The 23324-nt window shown below is 62.6% G+C and carries 22 protein-coding genes; 20 read left to right on the top strand and 2 right to left on the bottom strand.

Annotation, left to right across the window (positions count from 1 at the left end; translation table 11 throughout):
- Positions 1-30: 30 nt before the first annotated feature.
- Positions 31-1404 carry a hypothetical protein gene (locus AWB65_RS26440; RefSeq protein WP_087669978.1) on the top strand — a complete coding sequence of 458 codons (1374 nt, stop codon included), beginning with the start codon at positions 31-33 and terminating at the stop codon, positions 1402-1404.
- 3 nt (positions 1405-1407) lie between these two features.
- On the opposite strand, the gene AWB65_RS26435 is transcribed toward AWB65_RS26440, so the two are convergent.
- Positions 1408-2880 carry a cryptochrome/photolyase family protein gene (locus AWB65_RS26435; RefSeq protein ID WP_087669977.1) on the bottom strand — a complete coding sequence of 491 codons (1473 nt, stop codon included), beginning with the start codon at positions 2878-2880 and terminating at the stop codon, positions 1408-1410.
- Positions 2881-2910: 30 nt separating this feature from the next.
- Here AWB65_RS26435 and AWB65_RS26430 point away from each other — a divergent pair, with 30 nt between their 5' ends.
- From AWB65_RS26430 to AWB65_RS26405, 6 genes are read left to right on the top strand one after another with little or no spacing between them, the layout of a single operon-like run.
- The gene (locus tag AWB65_RS26430; protein WP_087669976.1) at positions 2911-3489 is read left to right on the top strand and encodes a YqgE/AlgH family protein; all 579 of its coding nucleotides are present in this window, start codon (positions 2911-2913) and stop codon (positions 3487-3489) included.
- Between the two features lie 10 nt (positions 3490-3499).
- The gene (ruvX, locus tag AWB65_RS26425) at positions 3500-3946 is read left to right on the top strand and encodes a Holliday junction resolvase RuvX (RefSeq protein WP_087669975.1); all 447 of its coding nucleotides are present in this window, start codon (positions 3500-3502) and stop codon (positions 3944-3946) included.
- Complete coding sequence (gene pyrR, locus AWB65_RS26420; protein ID WP_087669974.1) at positions 3933-4448, top strand: bifunctional pyr operon transcriptional regulator/uracil phosphoribosyltransferase PyrR; 516 nt, start codon at positions 3933-3935, stop codon at positions 4446-4448. Before ruvX ends, pyrR begins: the two co-directional genes overlap by 14 nt.
- Before the next feature lie 45 nt (positions 4449-4493).
- Positions 4494-5537: an aspartate carbamoyltransferase catalytic subunit gene (locus AWB65_RS26415; protein WP_087669973.1), complete on the top strand. Its 1044-nt coding sequence runs from the start codon at positions 4494-4496 to the stop codon at positions 5535-5537.
- A 9-nt stretch (positions 5538-5546) separates the two neighbouring features.
- On the top strand, positions 5547-6824 hold the full coding sequence (locus AWB65_RS26410) for a dihydroorotase (protein ID WP_087669972.1): 1278 nt from the start codon (positions 5547-5549) through the stop codon (positions 6822-6824).
- Between the two features lie 2 nt (positions 6825-6826).
- Positions 6827-7627: a lysophospholipid acyltransferase family protein gene (locus tag AWB65_RS26405; protein WP_087669971.1), complete on the top strand. Its 801-nt coding sequence runs from the start codon at positions 6827-6829 to the stop codon at positions 7625-7627.
- On the opposite strand, the gene AWB65_RS26400 is transcribed toward AWB65_RS26405, so the two are convergent.
- Positions 7605-8447: a symmetrical bis(5'-nucleosyl)-tetraphosphatase gene (locus tag AWB65_RS26400; protein ID WP_087669970.1), complete on the bottom strand. Its 843-nt coding sequence runs from the start codon at positions 8445-8447 to the stop codon at positions 7605-7607. The genes AWB65_RS26405 and AWB65_RS26400 overlap by 23 nt on opposite strands.
- Before the next feature lie 317 nt (positions 8448-8764).
- Between AWB65_RS26400 and rfbB the strand changes: the two genes are divergently transcribed.
- The 13 genes from rfbB to AWB65_RS26335 all read left to right on the top strand — a co-directional run bounded on the left by rfbB (position 8765) and on the right by AWB65_RS26335 (position 23296).
- Complete coding sequence (rfbB, locus tag AWB65_RS26395) at positions 8765-9826, top strand: dTDP-glucose 4,6-dehydratase (RefSeq protein WP_087669969.1); 1062 nt, start codon at positions 8765-8767, stop codon at positions 9824-9826.
- A gap of 10 nt (positions 9827-9836) precedes the next feature.
- A complete protein-coding gene (gene rfbA / locus AWB65_RS26390; protein WP_087669968.1) occupies positions 9837-10730 on the top strand; it encodes a glucose-1-phosphate thymidylyltransferase RfbA in 894 nt (297 codons plus the stop codon).
- Complete coding sequence (gene rfbC / locus AWB65_RS26385) at positions 10715-11266, top strand: dTDP-4-dehydrorhamnose 3,5-epimerase (protein WP_087669967.1); 552 nt, start codon at positions 10715-10717, stop codon at positions 11264-11266. The genes rfbA and rfbC overlap by 16 nt, the downstream gene beginning before the upstream one ends.
- Entirely contained in the window at positions 11223-12179 is a 957-nt protein-coding gene (rfbD, locus tag AWB65_RS26380; protein WP_235007776.1) for a dTDP-4-dehydrorhamnose reductase, read from the top strand. The genes rfbC and rfbD overlap by 44 nt, the downstream gene beginning before the upstream one ends.
- 31 nt (positions 12180-12210) lie before the next feature.
- The gene (locus tag AWB65_RS26375; RefSeq protein WP_087669985.1) at positions 12211-13101 is read left to right on the top strand and encodes a glycosyltransferase family 2 protein; all 891 of its coding nucleotides are present in this window, start codon (positions 12211-12213) and stop codon (positions 13099-13101) included.
- A gap of 174 nt (positions 13102-13275) precedes the next feature.
- A complete protein-coding gene (locus tag AWB65_RS26370) occupies positions 13276-15168 on the top strand; it encodes a glycosyltransferase family 2 protein (protein WP_235007774.1) in 1893 nt (630 codons plus the stop codon).
- On the top strand, positions 15165-17012 hold the full coding sequence (locus AWB65_RS26365; protein WP_235007773.1) for an HAD family hydrolase: 1848 nt from the start codon (positions 15165-15167) through the stop codon (positions 17010-17012). The genes AWB65_RS26370 and AWB65_RS26365 overlap by 4 nt, the downstream gene beginning before the upstream one ends.
- Before the next feature lie 32 nt (positions 17013-17044).
- Complete coding sequence (locus AWB65_RS26360; protein ID WP_087669963.1) at positions 17045-18028, top strand: glycosyltransferase; 984 nt, start codon at positions 17045-17047, stop codon at positions 18026-18028.
- Between the two features lie 4 nt (positions 18029-18032).
- Positions 18033-18437, top strand: a complete 405-nt coding sequence (locus AWB65_RS26355; protein ID WP_159907790.1) for a GtrA family protein — start codon at positions 18033-18035, stop codon at positions 18435-18437.
- Between the two features lie 25 nt (positions 18438-18462).
- Positions 18463-19944 carry a glycosyltransferase family protein gene (locus AWB65_RS26350; RefSeq protein WP_125474207.1) on the top strand — a complete coding sequence of 494 codons (1482 nt, stop codon included), beginning with the start codon at positions 18463-18465 and terminating at the stop codon, positions 19942-19944.
- A 228-nt stretch (positions 19945-20172) separates the two neighbouring features.
- Complete coding sequence (locus tag AWB65_RS26345) at positions 20173-21111, top strand: NAD-dependent epimerase/dehydratase family protein (RefSeq protein WP_159907787.1); 939 nt, start codon at positions 20173-20175, stop codon at positions 21109-21111.
- A gap of 81 nt (positions 21112-21192) precedes the next feature.
- Positions 21193-21978 (top strand): ABC transporter permease, encoded by a 786-nt coding sequence (locus AWB65_RS26340; protein ID WP_327359040.1) that lies wholly within the window; start codon positions 21193-21195, stop codon positions 21976-21978.
- The gene (locus AWB65_RS26335) at positions 21968-23296 is read left to right on the top strand and encodes an ABC transporter ATP-binding protein (RefSeq protein WP_087669958.1); all 1329 of its coding nucleotides are present in this window, start codon (positions 21968-21970) and stop codon (positions 23294-23296) included. Before AWB65_RS26340 ends, AWB65_RS26335 begins: the two co-directional genes overlap by 11 nt.
- Positions 23297-23324: the final 28 nt, after the last annotated feature.

The raw sequence follows: 23324 nt of genomic DNA, 5'->3' as shown, positions 1-23324 counted from the left end.
GTATCCGCGAACCGGCAAATGAGCGCTTCCATGTCCATTCGACCCGACTTGCCCGATCTGTCCGCTGCGTTCGAAGCTTTGCCCAATCCACGCGGCGGTTCGGTGCGCAGCGCCGAGATGGCGCTCACCGACGCGCTGCACGCCTTCCAGCGCCAGGGCGATTCGGCCGCCGCGCTTCGGCGCGCGATCAACGCGCTGCACGCGGCGGGGTGGCTCCCGGCGCAGCGCTTCGCGGAAACGCTGGCGCTCGTTGCGCCGCTCGGCGACGAGACAGACGTGGCCCGCGCGCGCATCGCCGAGACGTTGCGGGTGTTTGGCGCGGCGGTCGAGCGCCGCAATCTGCGCGAACTCGCCTGCTCGACGGTCCTTTTCGACCACTATCGCGCGCTGCACGCGCTTCTTGCTGCGCACACGCGCGTGACCCCGGTTTCCTTCGACGACCTCGCGCTCGCCGGCCGCGCGATCCCGCCCGCGACATTGCGCGCGATCGCGCCCGAGCGTCTCGCCCGGGTGCGGGCGCATTACGAGGAGTCGCTGCTGGCGCTGCTGCGCGCGCCGTCGAACAACGGCGCGGATGCGTTTTCGCGCCTCGACGCGTGTCTCTCCGATTTGACCGGCCCCGATCCCTACGATTTCTGGCGTCTCGCGTCGGCGGCGGTGCGCGCGCTTCGCGAACGCTCGAAAGGCACACCGGCCGATGCCCCCGCAGCCGACGCCCGCCGTCTCTACGCGCGTTTCAACCTGGTTCTGGCAGATCAGGCGCACGCGTCGTCGTATGCGCCGAAGTCGCTCGTGCGCGCGACGCTCGCGCTTCTCTGGCGCGACTTCGCGCTCTTTGGCGCCGCGCCGGAAGACGCCGCACAAGTCGATGTCCTGCGCGACTACGGTCTGACGGTCGCGTGGCACGTCGCGGCGACGCCGGCGTCGGAAACGGTGTGGGAGCAGGGCGCGGCAGAGGCGGGCGAAGCCGCGACCCGCGACGCCGTCACGCGCGATCTCGGCGTGCTGCGGGTGAACGCGGCGGCCTACGAGGACTTTTTGCAGAGCGCGGAGGTGTCGATCGACGGGCTGGTCGAGCGGGGCGAAGCGGCGCGCGAATCGGGCAGCGCCGATACGGACGCCGCGCTCCACGCCGCCGATGCGTCGTACCGGCTGGGCGCGGCCGCGTGTTCGCTCGGACTCGGCCACGTCGCGCTGCTTGCTGACACGCTCGGGCTCGCGTGGCGGCGCATCGCGTACGAATTCCAGACGCATACGCTCGACACCGCGATCCCCGGGCGCGCCGCCGAAACGCTGCGCTCGATGCTGCATCAGGCGGCGGCGGGTATCGCGCCGGCGGAGGGGCGCGGCTCGGTTCTGTCGCTGATCGCGATGATCGAGCGGCAGACGGCGCTCTCCCGATAAGCGCTAGCGCTCCGCTTTCGGCGTCTGTTTCACGATGTCGTAGCGCAATAGCGTGAGCTTGCGCGCGACTTCGTGATCGACGATCGGCAAAGGGTAATCGGCGCCCAACGCGATTTCCGCGGCTTTCAGCGCGTCGGGTTTGGCACGCCACGGCGCGTGAATGTCCTTGTCCGGCAGGGCCGCCAGTTCCGGCACGTAGTGGCGGATGAATTTGCCGGCAGCGTCGAATTTCTCCGACTGTGTCACCGGATTGAAGATGCGGAAATACGGCTGCGCATCGCAACCGCTCGACGCCGCCCACTGCCAGCCACCATTGTTCGACGACAGTTCGAAATCGTTCAGCAGCGCCTCGAAATAGGCTTCGCCGCGCCGCCAGTCGATGCCGAGATCTTTCGTGAGAAAGCTCGCGACCACCATCCGCAGGCGATTGTGCATATAACCCGACTGGTTGATCTGGCGCATCGCGGCATCGACGAGCGGGTAGCCGGTGCGGCCTTCGCACCACGCGGCGAAGTTCGCGTCGGCATCGGCGCCGGTTTCCCACTTGATGCGGTCGTATTCGGGCTTGAACGCGCGATGATCGCCCGGCACGCCGACGTACGGAAAATGGTGCAGCACGGAAAAGTAGAAATCGCGCCAGATGAGTTCCGATAGCCACGTTTCGGCGCCGCGATTGCCGTGTCGTTGGGCGTCGTGGGCGGTGCGAGCGAGCGCGCGAATCGAGATCGTGCCGTGGCGCAGGTGCACGCTAAGGTAGCTCGGGCCTTTCACGGCAGGGAAGTCGCGCGTGCGGTCGTAATCGGCCATCCGGTCGCGGAAGTCGTCGAAGAGCGTGAGCGCGCCGCTCGTTCCGGCCGGCAGCGCGGGCGCGTGGTCGGCGCTGAAACCGAGTGCGTCGAGCGCGGGAATCGCGTGCCTGATCTTCGACGGCGGCATAGTCAACGCGTCGAGACGGTCCTCCGATGCATAGGGTTGAAGCGCATCCGGCGTCAGCGACGCGAGCCAGTTGCGTTTGTACGGAGTGAATACCGTGTACGGCTTGCCGGCGCCGGTCAGGATGTCGTCGTGATCGAAGACAGCCTGGTCCTTGAACGTGAAAAATGCGACGCCCGCGCCCGCCAGCTTCTTCGCGACCGCCTCGTCGCGCTCTTTCGCCGACGGCTCGTAGTCGCGATTCGCAAATACCGCCTGGACGCCGCATTCGGCGCTCAGCGCAGGAATCTCGTGCAGCGGCACGCCATGGCGCACGATCAGCCTGCTGCCCGCGTCCTGCAAGGCGCGATCGAGCTCGACGATGCTCGCGTGAATAAAGGGCACGCGGCGATCGTTTTTCGGCAACGGCGCGAGGATTTCGCGGTCGAAAGTGAACGCGCACAGGACCCGGCGGCAGCGTGTGAGCGCGTGATAGAGTGCAGCATGGTCTGCCACGCGCAGGTCCCGCCGAAACCACACCAGCCCCAGATCAAAGTCGGCCATCTCGCAGCGCCTTTGGTAAAATTTCGAATTATGTCCAAGACTTCCGATCGCATCAATTTGACGAATCAGTTCCTGATCGCCATGCCCAACATGGCCGATCCCACGTTTTCCGGGACTGTAGTCTACCTGTGCGATCACAGCGAACGCGGCGCGCTCGGCCTTGTCATCAATAGGCCGACCGACATCGACCTCCAGTCGCTCTTCAATCGCATCGACCTCAAACTCGAGATCGAACCGCTCGTGCACCTGCCCGTCTATTTCGGCGGTCCGGTGCAGACGGAGCGCGGTTTTGTCCTGCACGAAGAGAACGAGGGCGAGCCGTACACGTCGTCGATGAGCGTGCCCGGCGGCCTCGCCATGACCACCTCGAAGGACGTGCTCGAAGCGGTCGCGAGCGGCAACGGCCCCGAGCGCTTCCTGCTCACGCTCGGCCACGCCGGCTGGGGCGCGGGTCAGCTCGAAGAGGAAATCTCGAAGAACGGCTGGCTGACCGTCGAAGCCGATCCGCGCATCATTTTCGACGTTCCGGCCGAGGAACGGCTCGAAGCGGCCTTGTCGCTGCTCGGCGTCTCGCGCTCGATGCTTTCTGGCGAAGCAGGCCACGCATGACGGGTCACGCATGAGGCCGGCGGCGACCCTCCTGGCATTCGATTACGGCGAGAAGCGCATCGGCGTGGCCGTCGGCAATACCTTGACCCGGCAGGCGCGCGCGCTGCTCGTGGTCGAAAACCGCAATCGCGAATATCGTTTTGAAACGGTAGGCAAGCTGATCGGCGAGTGGAAGCCGGATGCGGTCGTGGTCGGCCTGCCGCTTCATCCCGATGGCACGCCGCACGAAATGACGCAACAGGCGAAGCGCTTCGGCAATCAGGTCAACGGGCGCTTCAATGTGCCGGTGAATTGGGTCGACGAGCGCTATTCATCGGTCGATGCGAAGGCCGAACTGAAGGCGAGCGGCGCGCGCACCAACGCGCGCGGCCGTTACGACGAAATCGACGCCGAAGCGGCGCGCGTCATCCTCCAACAATTTCTAGACGGACTGTCCGACGATCATGAGTTCCATTGACGCCGAAGCGCTCTATCGCGCGTTGCTCGATCAGATTCGCGCGGCTCATGGCGAATCGCTGAAAGCCGCCGATGGCGCCGTGCTCTGCGGCATTTATAGCGGCGGCGCGTGGCTCGCCGAGCGTCTCGCGAAAGATTTGAGCGTGAAGGAATTCGGCGTCGTGAACGTCTCGCTGCATCGCGACGACTATGCGAAAAAGGGCCTGCACAGCCAGGCGAGCCCGACCTCGCTGCCGTTCGAAGTCGACAACCGCAAGATCGTGCTGATCGACGACGTGCTCTCCACCGGACGCACGGTGCGCGCGGCGGTCAACGAACTGTACGACTACGGCCGCCCGGCATCGGTCGCGCTCGCCGTGCTCGCCGATCGCGGCGGTCGCGAGTTGCCGATCGCGGCGCGCTTCACCGGCGGCGTGGTCGACGTGGCCGCGGGGGAAGATCTCGTCCTCGCCAAACGCGACGACGGCACGCTCGCCTTCACGACCGAAGCGCGCAAAGACTGATCGCCAAGCCGCCGCAGCATCTTTACCGAACACCCCAGGACAGAAATGAACACCGCCACTCAGGGTTCTGCCGAAAGCAGCACGCCAGACCACGCGTCCGCGCGCCCATCCGACACGTTCCGATACGGCTTTCTCAAAGGCAATCCGCAGCTCACGAAGAACGGTGAGCTGAAGCACCTCTTGACCATCGAAGGACTGCCGCGCTCGATCGTCACGCATATTCTCGATACCGCCGAGCAGTTCGTGAGCGTCACCGATCGCGAAGTGAAGAAGGTGCCGTTGCTGCGCGGCAAGTCGGTGTTCAACCTCTTCTTCGAGAACTCGACGCGCACGCGCACCACGTTCGAAATCGCCGCGAAGCGTCTGTCGGCGGACGTGCTGAACCTGAACATCAATGCATCGTCGACGAGCAAGGGCGAGTCGCTGCTCGACACCATCAACAACCTCTCCGCGATGCACGCCGACATGTTCGTCGTGCGCCACGCGTCGAGTGGTGCGCCGTACCTGATCGCCGAGCATTGCGCGCCGCACGTGCACGTGATCAACGCCGGCGACGGCCGCCACGCGCACCCGACGCAGGGGTTGCTCGACATGTACACGATCCGCCACTACAAGCGCGATTTCACGAAGCTGCGCGTGGCGATCGTCGGCGACATTTTGCATTCGCGGGTCGCGCGCTCGGACATTCACGCGCTGACGACGCTCGGCGTGCCCGAAGTACGCGCAATCGGCCCGCGCACGCTGTTGCCGGGCAACCTCGAACAGATGGGCGTGCACGTCTATCACAACCTCGACGAGGGGCTGAAAGGCGTCGACGTGATCATCATGCTGCGCCTGCAGAACGAGCGCATGAGCGGCGCGCTGCTGCCGTCCGCGCAGGAGTATTTCAAGAGCTGGGGTCTCACGCCCGAGCGCCTCGCGCTTGCGGCGCCCGACGCGATCGTCATGCATCCGGGGCCGATGAACCGCGGCGTCGAAATCGATTCGCAAGTAGCCGACGGCCCGCAGTCGGTGATCCTGAACCAGGTGACGTTCGGCATCGCGGTGCGGATGGCGGTGATGGGTATCGTCGCAGGCAACAGTGACTAAGAAGAAAACATGAAGATCCAGATTCAGGGCGGCACGCTCCTCGATCCGTCGGCCGGCACCGAGCGGCAAGCGGACGTTTTCATCGCGGCGGGACGCATCGTCGCCATCGGCGACGCGCCCGCCGATTTCAACGCAGCCAAGACCATCGACGCGAAAGGGTTGTCGATCGCGCCGGGCTTCGTCGATTTGTCCGCGCGCCTGCGCGAGCCCGGCTTCGAGCACAAGGCGACACTCGAATCCGAAATGGCCGCGGCGATCGCGGGCGGCGTGACGAGCCTCGTCTGCCCACCCGACACCGATCCCGTGCTCGACGAACCCGGCCTCGTCGAAATGCTCAAGTTTCGCGCGCAGAAGCTGCATCAGGCGCATGTGTATCCGCTGGGCGCGCTGACCGTTGGGCTGAAGGGCGAGGCGATCACGGAAATGGTCGAGCTGACGGAGGCGGGCTGCATCGGCTTCTCGCAGGCTGACAATCCGATCATCGACACCCGCACGCTGCTGCGCGCGCTGCAATACGCGACGACATACGGCTACACCGTGTGGCTGCATCCGCAAGACGCGTACATGGCGCGCGGCGGCGTCGCGGCGAGCGGGGCGGTGGCGTCGCGGCTCGGGTTGTCGGGCGTGCCGGTGTCGGCGGAAACCATCGCGCTGCATACCATCTTCGAACTGATGCGCGTGACGGGCGCGCGGGTGCATCTGTCGCATCTGTCGTCGGCGGCGGGCGTCGAACTCGTGCGCGTCGCGAAGTCCGAAGGGCTCGCGGTGTCGTGTGACGTGACGATCAACCACGTCCACCTGACCGACGTCGATATCGGCTATTTCGACTCGCAGTACCGGCTCGATCCGCCTTTGCGCTCGCAGCGCGATCGCGATGCGATCCGCGCAGGTCTCGCGGACGGCACGATCGACGCGATCTGCTCCGACCACACGCCGCTCGACGACGACGAAAAGCTGCTGCCCTTCGCCGAAGCGACGCCGGGCTCGACCGGGCTCGAACTGCTGCTTTCGCTGACGGTGAAGTGGGCGCGCGAGGCAAATCTGCCGCTCGCGAAGGCGCTTTCGCGCATTACCTCGGCTCCGGCCGACGTGCTGAAGCTGTCCGCCGGACGGCTCTCGGCGGGCGCGATCGCCGATCTGTGTATCTTCGATTCCGCAGGCGACTGGCTCGTCGATCCGCGCAAGCTGAAGAGCCAGGGACACAATTCGCCGTTCCTCGGCTACGAACTGCCGGCGCGCGTGCGGGCGACGATCGTCGCTGGCCACCTCGCCTACGAAGCTCGCTGACGATGCGGCTCGCGTGGCGCAAGGCACGTCTCGTCGGTCATTTGCTGCACGGCGTGTGGATCGTCGCGACGCGGTTTCCGCGTGCGTCCGCGCGCGAGCGGCTCGACATGAACCGCGCGTGGTCGCTGAAGATGCTGCGACTCGCGGGGATGAAACTCGTCGTCCATAACGACGAAGCGCGGCTCGACAGCGGCGTGCTGGTGGTCGGCAACCACATTTCGTGGATCGATATCTACGTGATCAACGCCTGGCGGCCGACGCCGTTCGTCTCGAAGGCGGAAATCCGCAACTGGCCGATCGTCGGCTGGCTCGCGCAGCAGTTGGGCACCGTGTTCATCCAGCGCGAGAAACGCAGCGACGCCAAGCGGATCATGCACGAGCTCGCGAATCGTCTGATGGCGGGCGAGCTGATGTGCGTGTTCCCGGAAGGCACGACGTCGAACGGCGAGAAGCTGCTGCCGTTTCACGCGAACATGTTTCAGGCGGCGGTGTCGGCGTCGTGTCCGGTGCAGCCGGTTTGTCTCATGTACGAGGACGCAAACGGGCGGCAATCGTCGGCGCCGGCTTATATCGATGACATGTCGCTTGGCGAATCGCTCAACGCGCTGCTGCGCGGCGCGCCGCTGACGGCGCATCTTTATGTATGTGAAGCGCTCGCGCCCGGCGCGAACCGGCGGCTGCTGGCGAGCGAGGCGCAGGCCGCGATCGAAAGGGCGCTCTTCAGCCTGCGCGGCGACGCGGCTCCAGATGTCCAGCCGGCCGCCATCGACATGGCGCCGCTCAGTCTTTCATCGCGCAGCTGACCTGCGTGACGATGCGCTCCGCCGGGTCGGCTGCGAGCCGCACCGCCGACAGCTTGTTCCCCCAGACGCAGCCCGAATCGAGACACATCACGTCGTCGCGGATCATCAACCCGAGCGCGGCCCAGTGGCCGAACACGACCGTCACGTCCTGCGTGCGGCGTCGGGGGACGTCGTACCACGGCATGTAGCCGGGCGGCGCGGCGTCCGGGCCGCCGTTGTTCGCGAACTCCATCGAACCTTCCGCCGTGCAGAAGCGAATCCGCGACAGCGCGTTGTAGGTCACGCGCAGGCGGTCCGCGCCGGTCAGCGAGTCCTCCCAGCGATGTGGCTCGTTGCCGTACAGCGACGCCAGCGTCTCCTTCCACTTCGGCCCGCGCAGTGCCTGCTCGAGCTCGTGGGCGAGTTCGAGCGTCATCGTGGCGTCCCACTGCGGCAGCACGCCCGCGTGAACCATCAGCATCCCGTGCTCTAAGTGTGCGAGCGGCTTGTGGCGCACCCAGTCGATGAGATCGCCGGCGTCTTTCGCGCTGAGGATTTCATCGAGCGTGTCGCCTTTCTTCGACTTGCGCAGGCCCGCCGCGACCGCGAGCAGATTCAGGTCGTGATTGCCGAGGACGACCGTCGCGCGCGGGCCGAGCGCGATCACGTCGCGTAGCGTCTGGAGCGATTCGGGGCCGCGATTGATGAGGTCGCCGGCGAACCAGAGCGGGGTGTCGTCGGTGGGGGAGAGTTTGCGTAAGAGGCGCTTGAACGGCTGGCGGCAGCCTTGCAGGTCGCCGAAAGCGAGAGGAGGGACGGCGAGGGAGATTGAGTCGGTCATTGGGCAGGGTTCGTGGGGATTCGAGGCATGGCGGCCATTATGGAACAACGCACGCACCGCTGCCGGCGGCCTCGTCGCCGCTCCCGTTACAACTTTGCAACCGGCGAGTCCTAGCTGTTTCAAGTTGTTAGGTGTGTAGTTTTTGCACGGTACGGCTTTATAATCAGCGTCTAATCAAGACGGCGGAGTTGTCTGGAAATCGGTCGGATTTGCCACACATTCACGCCGCGCGCGATGCATTGCGCAATTTTTCCACGTCTACACGCACTGTTTTTGGCGGGATCGGATCGTCGAAAACGACTGCAAAGAGGGCTTCTATGATTCTCGTAACGGGCGGTGCCGGCTTTATCGGCGCCAACTTTGTGCTTGACTGGCTGCAGGGCTCCGAAGAAGCGGCGCTGAACGTCGACAAACTGACGTACGCCGGCAATCTCGGCACGCTCAAGCCGCTGCAGGGCGATGCGAACCACATCTTCGCGCGCGCCGATATCTGCGACCGCGACGCGATGGACGCCTTGCTCGCCGAGCACAAGCCCCGTGCGATCCTCCACTTTGCGGCGGAAAGTCACGTCGACCGGTCGATTCATGGCCCGGCGGATTTCGTGCAGACGAATGTCGTCGGCACGTTCACGCTGCTCGAAGCGACGCGCGCCTACTGGAACGCGCTGCCGGACGCCGACAAGCAGGCGTTCCGCTTCCTGCACGTCTCGACAGACGAAGTGTTCGGCTCGCTTTCCGCCACCGATCCGCAATTCTCCGAGATCACGCCGTACGCGCCGAATAGCCCGTATTCGGCGACGAAGGCCGGCTCCGATCACCTGGTGCGCGCGTATCACCACACGTACGGCCTGCCGGTTCTCACGACAAACTGCTCGAACAACTACGGCCCGTACCAGTTCCCCGAGAAGCTGATCCCGCTGATGATCGCGAACGCGCTCGCGGGCAAGCCGCTGCCGGTCTACGGCGATGGTCAGAACGTACGCGACTGGCTGTATGTCGGCGATCATTGTTCCGCGATTCGCGTAGTGCTCGCGCATGGCACGCCGGGCGAGACCTACAACGTCGGCGGCTGGAACGAGAAGAAGAATCTCGAAGTCGTGCACACGCTGTGCGACCTGCTGGATCGGCTCAAGCCGAAGGCGGACGGCTCTTACCGTGACCAGATCACGTACGTGACGGATCGTCCGGGCCACGACCGCCGTTATGCGATCGATGCCCGCAAGCTCGAGCGCGAACTCGGCTGGAAGCCTGCTGAAACCTTCGAAACCGGCCTTGCGAAGACGGTCCAGTGGTATCTGGACAATCAGGCATGGGCGGACGAAGTCGCTTCGGGCGAGTACCGGAAGTGGGTCGAGACCAACTACGCGCAGCGCGCGTGAGGGACTGACGATGGCGCGCAAAGGCATCATCCTCGCCGGCGGTTCCGGTACACGGCTCTATCCGATCACGCACGTCGTATCGAAGCAGCTTCTGCCTGTCTACGACAAGCCGATGATCTATTACCCGCTTTCCACGCTGATGGTCGCGGGCATTCGTGACGTGTTGATCATCTCCACGCCGCAGGACACGCCGCGCTTCGAAGCGATGCTCGGCGACGGCAGCCAGTGGGGCATGAACATCCAGTACGCGGTGCAGCCGTCGCCGGACGGGCTAGCGCAGGCGTTCATCATCGGGCGGGAGTTCGTCGGCAATGACCCGTCGGCGCTGATTCTCGGCGATAACATCTTCTACGGGCACGATCTCGCGAAGCAACTCGAAAGTGCGGATGCGCGGACCGAGGGCGCGACGGTGTTCGCCTACCACGTGCATGATCCGGAGCGTTACGGCGTGGTCGAGTTCGACCGCCAGTTTCGTGCGCTGTCGATCGAGGAGAAGCCCGCGAAGCCGCGTTCGAATTACGCGGTGACGGGCCTCTATTTCTACGACAACCGTGTCTGCGACATCGCCGCCGATATCAAGCCATCGCCGCGCGGCGAGCTCGAAATCACCGACGTAAACTCGCGGTATCTCGCCGAGAAGAAGCTCGACGTCGAGATCATGGGACGCGGCTACGCGTGGCTCGATACCGGCACGCACGACTCGCTGATCGACGCGGCCACGTTCATTGCGACGCTGCAAAAGCGGCAAGGGCTGGTGGTGGCGTGTCCGGAAGAAATCGCCTATCGGCAGGCGTGGATCGGCGACGAGCAGTTGCTCGCGCTCGCCCAGCCGCTCGCAAAGAACGCCTACGGTCAATATCTGCTCAATCTTCCGAAGGACCAAGTCGCATGGCCATCCAAGTAACTGCTACGGCGCTGCCCGAAGTCAAGATCATCGAGCCGAAGGTGTTCGGCGATGCGCGCGGTTTCTTCTACGAGAGCTTCAACGCGCGTGAGTTCGCGGATCAGGTGGAAGGCGGCGTCGAGTTCGTACAGGACAATCACTCGCGTTCTGCGAAGGGTGTGCTGCGTGGACTGCACTATCAGATCCAGCACGCGCAGGGCAAGCTCGTGCGCGTGGTGGAAGGCGAAGTGTTCGATGTCGCTGTCGATATCCGCAAGAGTTCGCCGAATTTCGGCAAGTGGGTGGGAGTGAATCTGTCGACGGAGAATCATCGGCAGTTGTGGGTGCCGCCGGGGTTCGCGCATGGGTTCATCGTGCTGTCGGAGAGCGCGCAGTTTCTTTATAAAACCACCGATTACTGGTATCAGGCGCACGAGCGCAGCATCGTGTGGAACGATCCGGACATCGGCATCGAATGGCCGATAGATTTCGAGCCGATGCTCGCGGCGAAGGATGCGGCAGGGCAGAGGTTTTCTGCGGCTGAGGTGTTTGCGTGAGACTTGCATGACTGAAAGAACCATTTTGATTACGGGAGCCAACGGCCAAGTGGGCTATGAACTCGCTCGGACCATGCAAGGTCTCGGGCGCGTCGTCGCACTGGACCGTTCGACGCTCGACCTCGCGAATCTCGACGCTATCCGGATGACGCTCGGTGAGCTTAAACCTGCGGTCATCGTGAATGCGGCCGCTTATACCGCCGTGGATGAGGCCGAGTCCCACAAGGACACCGCTTTCCTGCTCAATGCGGAGGCGCCTGGCGTACTAGCGCAGGAAGGCGCGAAGCTGAACGCGTTGCTGATTCATTATTCGACCGATTACGTTTTCGATGGCTCCAAGGAAGGCGCGTATCTGGAACACGACGAGACCAATCCGCAGAACGTCTATGGCGCAAGCAAGCTGGCGGGCGAACGCGCAATCGTCGAAGCACGCGGCGCACATCTGATTTTCCGAACGAGCTGGGTATATGGCATCCGTGGCAAGAACTTCGTGCAGACCATGCTGCGTCTGGGTGCTGAACGTGATGAACTGCGCGTGGTGGCGGACCAGATCGGCGCGCCAACCTGGTCGAATACGATTGCGACCTCGACCGCGCACGTGGTCGCGTCCGGGCTGGACGCGAGTGATGCGGATTACTGGAACGAGCGCTCCGGTATCTATCATTTGACAGCGGCAGGCGAGGCATCGTGGTGCGACCTCGCGCGTGCCACGTTCGAGATCGCAATGGGCGCTTCCTCGCCTCGTGTGGTTCCGATCGAAGCAAAAGACTATCCGACGCCGGCACGTCGGCCCGCTAACTCGCGTTTGTCGAATGAAGCGCTTGCGGCACGGTTCGGCATTCGGCAACCTCATTGGCGTGCGGCGCTGGAGCTGTGCCTTGCAAGGGACGGTGGTGTCGCACGTTCGAACTGAGCCGAAGCGCGTGCCGGACGGGGGCGGCGCCATGCGGGCAGCCGCGGTCGTAGTCTTCTATCAGCCGGATGCTGCTTGCTTCGCACGAGCCAACCGTCTCGCGCAGGTGATTCCGGTGGTCGTGGTCGACAACACGCCGGGTTCGAACGCAGCGCAGCGAGGCGAGCTGGCGCAGCAGATCGAGTATCTCCCCAGCGGCGAAAATGAAGGCATTGCGGCAGCGCTAAACCGAGGCGTCGCGTGCTTGCGGGCCAAGGACTACGAGCTCGCGCTGCTACTCGATCAGGACAGTGACCCTTCCTCTGCGCTGATCGAAGGGCTGCTGCTGGCCATGAGCGATCTCGCGCGCGACAGCCGCCGGAAAGTCGCCGTCGCCGGGCCGGCTTATCACGATGTCCGGCTCGGCACGGTTACGCCGTTCGTGCGCTTCGGCAAATGGCGTATCTCGCGCGTGCCGGCCCAGGGACACGAACCACTCGAGATCGATTTCCTGATTTCATCCGGTTCGTGCATCGATCTATCGGCGTGGCAGGACATCGGTTCGATGGACGTGCAGTTGTTCATCGATTTCGTGGATGTCGAGTGGTGCGTGCGCGCGCGTCGAGCGGGCTATGCCGTGCTCGGGTTGCCGTGGCTAGTCCTGGAACATAGCCTGGGCGATGAGCCTGTCACGATACTGGGCCGGCGGTTTGCCATGCATTCGGCGTTTCGTCATTACTTTATTTTTCGGAATGCATTGGCGCTGGCCTTGTATCGATCTTATATGCCGTTGTCATGGAAGCTGTGGGAAGTAGGGAAGTTTCCAGTTCGCTTCATTGTGTACACGCTTTTTTCCGGTCAGCCGCGCGCGCAATTCGCCATGATCTGCCGCGGAATTAGAGACGGGCTAAGGAATCGTCTGGGGCCGCTCTCCAGACTGTGAACATGTTGTCGCGTCTGGAGGTGCAGCGGTCGGTTGCTGTGTCGCGTGCAAATCCATCGACCTTGAACCGATTGAATGATGAAAGAGAAAGTCAACAAACTCGTAGCGTCGCGGTTGCTCAATGCTGTGTTCATGAAGCTGTCACCGGCTTCCCGCCGCCACCTCCGGCGAACAGTGAAGGCTGTCTATTGGGCTGCTACCCCGCATTTGATGTGGCAGCGGCTGCGCATGCTGCGCGTGCGCCGCGAGCTCGGCGGTGTCGCTTCGGTGAGCGTCTTCGGCGCGCCGGGCTCGCTCGCGCCGAGCTATCTCTGCTTCACGCCGGAAGATCCGCCCGCGGATGCGCCAGCCGCGCGCATCGCTCCGGAGAACGGACGTTATAGCCTCGAGACGGACTGGAGCAAGTATCGCTATTCATACGTTCCAACTCGGCGGCCGGACGATATCGACACGCGAATCGCGGCATTGCGCACCCGTCCGGTCTTCAGCATCGTGGTGCCCACGTACAACACGCCGCTGCTTTACCTCGGGCGTCTTCTGGCGTCCGTGCGCGCGCAGTGGTACGGGCACTATGAGCTGATTCTCGTCGACGACAACAGCCCGAGCGCCGCCGTTCGCGCCGCGGTCCAGGCTGCGGCGAACGATCGAGTCAAGGCCATCATGCTGCCCGACAACAGAGGCATATCGGGGGCGACGAACGCGGGCATCGAAGCGGCGCGCGGCGACTACATCGTGTTTCTGGATCACGACGACGAGCTCACTGCCGATTGTCTGTGGGAGCTAGCGGCCGCAATCGACGAAACGGATGCCGACTTCCTCTACAGCGACGAAGACAAGCTCTTGCCGTCCGACCGGTTCTCCGAGCCGTTCTTCAAGCCCGACTGGTCGCCGGACACGATGATGAGCACGATGTTCACCTGCCACGTCTCCGCAGCGCGTCGTTCGCTGGTCGTGGAATTAGGAGGCTTGCGCAGCGAGTTCGACGGGGCGCAGGACTGGGATCTCGTGCTGCGCATTGCCGAGCAAACGCCGCGCATCGTTCACGTGCCCAAAGTGCTGTACCACTGGCGCGTCATCCCCGGCTCAGTAGCTGCCGATCTGGCGGAGAAGCCCTATGCCATCGATGCAAGCGTTCGCGCCCGGGAGGCCGCCTTGCAGCGTCGCGGCGTCGAGGGTACGCTCGAGCCGCTCGCACACCTGCCGGGGCATGCGCGGGTGAAATATGGCGTCAAGGGCACGCCGCTGATTTCCATCATCATCCCGAGTCGCGACAACGGCGCGGTATTGAATCAGTGTGTACGGTCCATTCTCAAGGGATCATCGTATCGACAGTATGAGATCGTCGTGATGGACAACGGCTCGAAGCAACCGCAGACACTCGCGCTGCTCGCGGATCTGGCGCAGCAGCCGCAAGTGACTGTCGTGCCGCACGACTTTCCGTTCAATTATTCGGAGATCAACAACGTTGGCGCGCGTCAAGCAAAAGGGGAGATCCTGCTGTTTCTCAATGACGACACGGAGGTAATCTCACCGGACTGGCTGGACCGCATGGCGGGTTATGCGCAGCAGGCCCACGTGGGCGCGGTCGGCGCGAAGCTCATTTTCCCCAACACGCGTTCCGTGCAGCACTGCGGCATCGTCAATCTTGCGGCCGGTCCGGGGCACGCCTTCCTCGCCAGAGATGCCGACACTCCCGCGGCATTCTCACGCAACATCCTCGAATACAACTGGCTGGCGGTCACGGGCGCGTGCCTGATGATCGAGCGGGCAAAATTCGATGCGTGCGGTGGGTTCGACGAGACGTTCCCCATTGCCTACAACGATGTCGAGTTGTGCTTCAGGCTGGTCGAGCATGGCCTGTACAACGTCGTCTGTCCTTCCGTCGAACTGACTCATCACGAATCGCTTACGCGGGGCGATGACAGCCTCGATCCCGCCAAGCAGGCGAGACTGATCCGCGAGCGACGGCGCCTGTTTGCCAAACACCCGCGATTCTTCATGCGGGATCCGTTCCACAATCCGAATCTCTCGCCCGTCGATCTTCAGTTTCGCATTCCGGCAGGTTGAAATGCGGCAATGTTTCCAGAAGCTTCCACGCGGCCATGCGTATTTATTCGACAGGATTGAACATGCAACATGAGGTTCTCGAACAACTGGCCGCCAAAGTCGCGGAGGTGGAAGTTGTGTCGTTCGACGTTTTCGACACGCTGTTCGTTCGGCCGCTGTGCGACCCCGAGGACTTGTTTGACGTCGTCGGCAAGCGGTTCGACATCGCCGAGTTTCGCTCGTTGCGCCGGGCCGCGCAGACGAAAGCATTCCAGACGATGCACGCCAACGGCCTGAAAGAGATTACGCTCGACGGCATTTACGAGTCCTTCGGCAAGCTGCCGGTTGACCCCGCGCTGCCGAGACAGACGGAGTACGACCTTGAACTCGCGTTGACCATGCCCAACCCAGAACTCGTCGACTGGTTCGTCCAACTCGCGGGCAGCCGCCGCGTGGTCATCACGTCCGACATGTATTTGCCTCAGGCGTTCTTCGAAGACCTCTTTGCGAAGCACGGGCTTCCAAAGCTGCCGCTGTTCATCTCGTCCGCGCGCAACGCCACCAAGCGGGATGCCGGCGAACTGTTCGACATCGTCGCCGTAGAAATCGGTGTGACGCCCGACAGAATTCTCCATATCGGCGATAACGAACTCTCGGATATCCGCCGCGCCGCGGAGCGGGGGCTCGCGACGTTCCATTACGTCGATTCACGCCGCACGCGCCTGCCCGCGAGGGTATCGACGCCCGCCGCCTCAATTGCCTATGGCTTGCCACGTTCCTTCCCTGAGAAGATCGAGCCGCAGTCGTTCGAGGCGCTCGGCTTCGAAATTGGCGGGCCGGCCGCATTTGCCTTTCTTCACTGGATTCGCCAGTCGGCCGAGCGCGATGCCATCGATCTCGTGCTGTTCATGTCGCGCGACGGGTATGTACTCAAGCGCATCGAAGAGCGCGGCGATGGCGGCGAATTTCCGCGCTGCGAGTACTTCCGCAGCTCGCGGACAGCGCTGACGCTGGCCGCAACGAATGAGACGAATTTCGAATCGCGTTTGCCGTTCCTGTTGTCGGGTGCAGAGGAGCTGTCGCCGTTCGAATTGCTCGAGCGCATCGGCGTCGCGCCACCGGACGATCAGGTGATGCAAGATATCGGCCTGGGGCCGGAGGTCCGCCTGAGCGACGCAAACATCGAGTTGTTCCGATCGTTTCTTTGGTCCTGGCGCTGGGAAATTCTGAAGACCTGCCGGATCGTGCGGGCCGGGCTGCATAATTACCTGCAAGAACTCGGCGTGGCCGATGGAATGCGAATCGCCGTAGTCGACGTCGGATGGAATGGGACGACGCAAGAGGCCTTCGATCTGGCACTCCAAGGGCTTTACGATATCGAGTTGTTTGGTTATTACCTGTGTCTGACCGACCAGCCCGAATGCAATCGTCGTAAGAAAACCTTGAGGATGGCCAGCTTGCTATCGAGCGAATCGGTGGGAAGAGGGAAGGTCGACCAGGTGTATATGAATCGCGTCGCCGTCGAACTGTACTTCTCGGCACCGCATGCGGCTGTGATCGGCTACGACTTCGATACGTCGGGCCGGGTTCATTCGGTCGAGGATGTGGGGCGCGGCAACACGGAAGGACTCGGCGCGACGGCCGAAGCGATTCTTCGCGGCATCGAGCGCTACAGCGCCTATGCCAGCCGGGTCTATGGCAGTGTGGGCGTGGATCCCGTGCCGCTCGAAGTCGTCAAGCCGCTGCTCGACTTTGCAAGGTCGCCGTCGCCTGAAGTCCGCAAGCTGCTGTCGACGGTGACGAATTTTGATGCCTGGGCCAGCAGCCGCAATCGCGCCATGCGGCTCGACGAGTATCTGAACTGACCGGAAGTGCTGCGCGCTTTCCAATCAATCATATGAATCAGTCTGTGCCTTTTAACGGAACGCCGCTGCTTTCACTCATCGTGCCCTGCTACAATGAGCAGGAGGTCTTGCCCGAATTTATGCGGCGGGTTCTGCCCGTGCTGCAGGCTTTGCCGGGTATGAACTACGAACTGGTGTTCGTAAACGATGGCAGCCGGGACGACACGCTCGATCTACTGATCGGCATCGCGCGGGAACACGATTACGTGCGCGTCGTAGACCTGTCGCGGAACTTCGGCAAGGAAGCGGCGATGACGGCTGGCATCGACGAGGCGCGAGGCGACGTCGTCGTTCCATTCGATGCGGATCTGCAGGATCCGCCCGAAGTGATCCCGAAGCTCGTCGCCAAATGGCGCGAAGGCTTTGATGTGGTCATCGCGCGGCGAGTCGATCGCAGTTCGGATACTTATTTGAAGCGTAAATCGGCGAGCCTCTTCTACAAATTTCACAACACGATCTCGGACATCGATCTGCCGGAAAACGCGGGTGATTTTCGCCTGATGTCACGCGACGTCGTCAACGCACTGCAACGACTGACCGAGAGCCGGCGCTTCATGAAAGGCCTGTTCGCCTGGGTCGGCTTCAAAACGGCGATCGTCGAGTATACGAGGCAGTCGCGCGCCGCCGGTAAGACGAAATTCTCGGGCTGGCGGCTGTGGAATTTCGCCCTCGAGGGCGTCACGAGCTTCAGCACGCTTCCCTTGCGCGTGTGGACCTATTTCGGCTTCGTCACAGCCTTTGCCGCACTGTCATACGCGGCTTTCATGCTGATCCGCACGCTCATTTTCGGTAATCCTGTGCCGGGCTATGCGTCCATCGTGACGATACTGCTGTTCTTGGGCGGCGTGCAGTTGATTGGGATCGGCGTGGTGGGCGAATATATCGGCCGCATTTATATCGAGTCGAAGCAGCGGCCCGTCTATCTCGTGCAGGCGAGATATGGCATTGGAGAGAGGGCGGGCCGTGGCGGACATTAGCCGATTGATCCGCCGCTTCGTCGCCTATGGCTCAGTCGGTGCGACCGGAACGCTGGCGCAGTACGCGTTGCTCGTCGTCCTCGTTCGCTATTTCGCGATCCCGGCGCCACTGGCGTCGATGCTGGGAGCCGTGCTGGGCGCCTGCGTGAACTATGTGCTGAACCACCGGTTCACGTTTGGCAGAACGGCGTCTCACCGGCAGGCGTTGCCGCGCTTTCTGACGGTCGCGGGACTGGGGATCGTGGTCAACGGCACCGCGATGATTGTGCTGGTCGATCACGCGGGGATGAACTATCTGCTTGCTCAGGTGTGCGTGACGGCGCTCGTCCTGCTTCTCACCTTCGTCCTCAACTCCGTCTGGACGTTTCGCGAAGCGCCGAAGCGCAGCTGCCAGATAATGGATAAATGAATCAAATATCACGTTCGACTAAAACATGAATCGTCATAGGATGGGACCGCGCGTCGACATTCTGCATGCGTTGACCGTTGGCGTATGTACCGTGATCGTGAGCTGCTTCGCGGGTCTGATTCCCGCGGGCCATTGGCAGGACGAGTTCTTTACCTTTGCGGCGTTTCGCAAGGGCGGACTGCAATTCTACGTTGAGCGGCTCCTGACTTGGAGCCCGCGCCCGGTTTCCGAACTGCTCATCTACGCCTATGCGCGGGTGGTGGGTTTTTTCGGCAGGCCACTCATTACGCCCGTTCTCGTGCTGCTGTGGATGACGCTGATCGCTGGCGCTTCCATTGCGGTTGTCAGCAGCGCACGTGCGGGCAGGGCAACACGGCGCACGATGTTGGTTATCGTGGCCGGCGCGGTGGCGCTGTTCCTCCTGGGCCATCCCGTCTCCGAAGTCTTCTATTGGCCTCAAGGCTCAATGGCCTACATCCCGACGCTCGCCGTTCTGGTGATGCTCTTCGGCCTGTTCCTCGTCGGCGTCGATTCGCGGTCGCTGCGCGTGGCGTGCGCCGTGGCGCTAGTGCTCGCGGCCACGGTGTCCGAACTCGGTGCGATGTTCGTAGCGGCCTTCGCCGGGATGCAACTTGTCTCGCTCGTGGTGCGCGCGGCGTTACGGCGCGACTCGGTCTTTCGCAACCTGATGGTGCGCGCGACGATTCCGTGGATTCTCCCACTCATCGTGGCCGCGGGCGTGTTCGTGCTGATGAAATACGGCCGGTTGAATTCGGCTGCCGAGGTGTTCGGCGATCCGGCGATTGCGCATCACGCATACGCGAGCCTGATCCACACCGTGCCGCAGTACATCATGGAACTCGTGTCTCTGGATGGACAGACGCTGAACTCGCGCAATATCTGGCTGGGCGCTGTGGCCAAGACCTGCTATTTCGCAGGGGTGTACGTCGGAATTCGTTCGATCCGTCAATCACTCAAGGCAGAAAGCTGTGTCCAACTGATCATGTTCATCATCGCAATCGTGGCGGCGTCGTTCATGTCGCTGTTCGGCGCTTTCTATCAGTTCGGCGTCGTCTGTTGCGAACGGCACGACACGATGCGGCAATGCATGAGCATTCTGCTGCTCGGGTCGATTGCGGCAGTGCTGGCTCAACTCGGGCGAGGCGGTGCGAAGCAGCACGACGCCGACCAGAAGCCACGCGCTGCGCTCGCGTGGTGTCCGGCACTGATTCTGTGCGCAGTAATCGTGTCCTCACTGGCGTCGGGCAAATTGCTGGCGAACGACTACCGGCGCTATGGCCAGTTCGTCGCAGCGCGCAGTCAGACGTGGGCGTCGGGGGCGGCCAGGGGGCCGGCGATGGTCGTCACGCAGGTCACTCCGGGACTGATCGTCGGAGGCGTCGTGCGGCCTGCGGGCGAGTACGTTCGAAGCGACGAGACGCCGTGGTTCCTCGCTGGCATCCTCGATTTCTTCGGCAAGAAATCGATGACGCTGACGAGTCCGTGACGCGTCCCCGTCTTGCGGCGCTGCGGGCGCCGCACGAAACAGAAGAGAGGCGAAGCCGGCCTGAAGACAGAAAATCATCCAGTACAATGCTCCATTCTGCTCACGCGGCTGCAACGGAAACGACCAGGTCCGAGACGCGGTAAAGGCCGGAGGCGGAGTTCAATCGGAACCGAAACAAGGCGGTTTGGATTGAAAGGATCAATCGCCAACATCCATGGAGAACACGTTTTGGCAGACCAGATAAGGGAAGGCATTGCAGCCAACACGCGTTCAGCCCTGCTGCTCGGCGGAAACGGCTTTCTGGGGCGACATCTCGCGCGCGCATTGACGCAGCGCGGCGTCAGCGTGCGCATTTACGATCGCGGCTCGCACGACGATGCCGAAGCCGGCTACGCTTACTTCAGGGGTGACTTCGCCGCTGGCGAGCGACTCGCGGAGGCGCTCGAAGGCGTGGACATCGTCTATCACTTGATCAGCACGACGTTGCCGAGCACACCGCACACGCATGCGCTCTTTGACGTCGAGAGCAACGTCTGCGGCACCTTGCGTCTGCTCGATCAGATGAGAGCGGCGGGCGTCAATCGAATCGTCTTCACGTCGTCTGGCGGGACGGTCTACGGCAATCCTCGCACGGTTCCGGTTCCGGAAGATCACCAGCTTCAGCCGCTGTGTTCCTACGGCGTGACGAAGGTCGCAATCGAGGGTTATCTGCGTCTGCACGCGAGCCTGGGCGGCCTGAACGCGGCGGTGCTCCGCGTCGCCAATCCTTACGGGCCGGGCAAGGCGCGCATCGGCGTGCAGGGCTTCATCCCGACGCTGTTTGCGAAGATCGCGGCTGAGGCCCCGGTCGAAATCTGGGGCAACGGGTCCGTGGTTCGCGACTACCTTTATGTCGAAGATGCGGTGGACGCCATGCTCGAAGCTGCGTCCTGGACCGGATTCCGGCTGTACAACGTCGGCAGCGGCGTCGGCCACAGCCTGCTGGACGTCGTGCGGACGGTGGAGCGCGTGACGGAGCGCGCGGCAAACATTATCTACGAACCGGGCCGGTCTTTCGATGTACAGGAGATCTATCTCGACATTGGCAGGATCACGTCCGAGACGGCGTGGCGTCCAAGAGTGAGTCTCGATGCCGGTTGTCGGCGGTTTTGGGCTGCGATGAAATAAGGACGTACACCTCGTCATCGGGCAACGCATCAACTCCAAAGAATTTCAATGAAGAATTTTTCAGTTTCTCCCGTCGGTCTCATGCGCTCGACCGTCACGCATCGTAATCTGATCCGGCAGATGGTGGTTCGCGATGTGTTGGCGCGCTATCGGGGGTCGGCGCTCGGCATCGTCTGGTCGTTCTTCATTCCGATGCTGATGCTGGCCATCTACACGTTCGTGTTCAGTTTCGTTTTCAAGGCTCGCTGGCGCGTCGGCAGCGACTCGAAGACTGAGTTCGCCCTCGTCCTGTTCGCCGGTCTGCTGCTGTTCAACATGTTCGCGGATTGCGTCAACCGCGCGCCGCTGCAGATCGTCTCCCAGGTCAATTATGTGAAGAAGGTGGTTTTTCCGCTGGAGATTCTGTCGATCGTCGCGGTCGCATCGTCGATGTTTCAAATGCTGATCAGTCTGGTCGTGTGGCTCGCATTCTATGTCGCGGTGCTGGGCGCTCCGCCAGTGACGGCGCTGTTGCTGCCGTTCATCATTCTCCCGCTTACACTCCTAACGATCGGCGTCACGTGGGTTCTGGCCGCGCTGGGCGTTTATTTGCGTGACGTCGCGCAAATCACTGGCGTGCTCACAACCATGCTCATGTTCACCACACCGATCTTCTTTCCATCTTCTGCTGTGCCCCCACAATTGCAATTTCTTTTTGTCGTGAATCCGCTGGCGACCGTCGTCGAGCAAGCGCGCGATGTCCTGATCTGGGGAAAAGTGCCCGATCTCGCTGTCTACGGGATCATGCTGGCGATCAGCACGCTGATCGCCTGGCTCGGCTTCGCTCTGTTCCAGAAAACCCGCCGAGGATTCAGTGATGTTCTCTGAGCATTCCATCGTCGTCAGCGGCGTCAGCAAGTGTTTCCCGATTTATGACAGGCCGGCCGACCGGCTGCTTCAGATGCTCTATCGCGGCCGGCGGACGTTCGGCCGCGAGTTCTGGGCCTTGCGCGACATCTCGTTCAGCATCGCACGCGGCGAGACTGTCGGAATCGTGGGGCGCAACGGATCGGGCAAGTCGACCTTGTTGCAGATGATCTGCGGCACGCTTTCGACGACGAGCGGCAACATCGAAGTGAAAGGACGCGTCGGCGCGCTTCTCGAACTGGGGTCCGGATTCAATCCCGAGTTCACGGGCCGCGAGAACGTGTATATGAGTGCAGCCGTGCTCGGCTTGTCGCGGGAAGAAACCGAACACCGTTTCGATGACATCGTCGCTTTTGCCGACATTGCGAAATTTATCAATCAGCCGGTGAAGACGTATTCGAGCGGCATGGCGTTGCGGCTGGCTTTCGCAGTGCAGTCGCAGATCGATCCGGACGTACTTATCGTGGACGAGGCGCTCGCCGTAGGCGACGCGCGTTTCCAGGCAAAGTGTTTCGACCGCCTCAAACGTCTTAAGGACAATGGCACGAGTATCTTGCTCGTGACGCACTCGAGCGATCAGATCGTGAACCATTGCTCGCGCGCAATCCTGCTGGACTCCGGCAGCCTGATCATGCAGGGCGAGCCGCGCGATGTCGTAAACAAGTACATGGACGTCCTGTTCGGAGGCGAGCGTCAGGCGGCCGAGGAGGTGGCGCCCGAACTGATCGTGTCGGGCTCGACGGAACACGGGATCGACCATATACCGCTCAGCCTGGCGCAGGACGTTTTCGCCGACAAGGCGGGCTATAACCATCACGAATACCGGTGGGGCGACGGCGCGGCTTCTATTCTCGACTTCAGTCTCCGGGCGGACAGTCACGAGCCGCATATAGTCATGTCAGGGCAGTCCATTCACCTGTCCGCGTCAATACGCTTCAATCGCACGGTGGTGAGGCCGATCTTTGGCGTGACGATTAAAACCAGAGAAGGCGTCACGGTTGCGGGCACGAATAGCGAATTGCTTTCCGACGAGGTCCATACCCACGGACTTGGCGAGGCTGGCAGTGGCGTCGTGGCACATGTCAAGTTTCGCTGCGCGCTCGCGTCCGGCGACTACTTCATTTCGCTCGGCGTGGCGTCGCGAACGGAGGAGACCATCGTTCCGCACGATCGGCGCTATGACGCCGTTCACTTCACCGTCGCGCCTACCAACACCTTCTATGGACTGGCGGATCTCGAGATGAGCATGGACATCAGCGAGGCCGCCAGGCGGCAATAGTAACGTGGCCTACGTGGAAGTCGGGGAC

The organism is Caballeronia humi (genome assembly GCF_001544475.1).
Classification (GTDB): Bacteria; Pseudomonadota; Gammaproteobacteria; order Burkholderiales; family Burkholderiaceae; genus Caballeronia; species Caballeronia humi.
The sequence above is the reverse complement of the archived record's forward strand: the minus strand, read 5'-3'. Positions and strand labels throughout refer to the sequence as shown.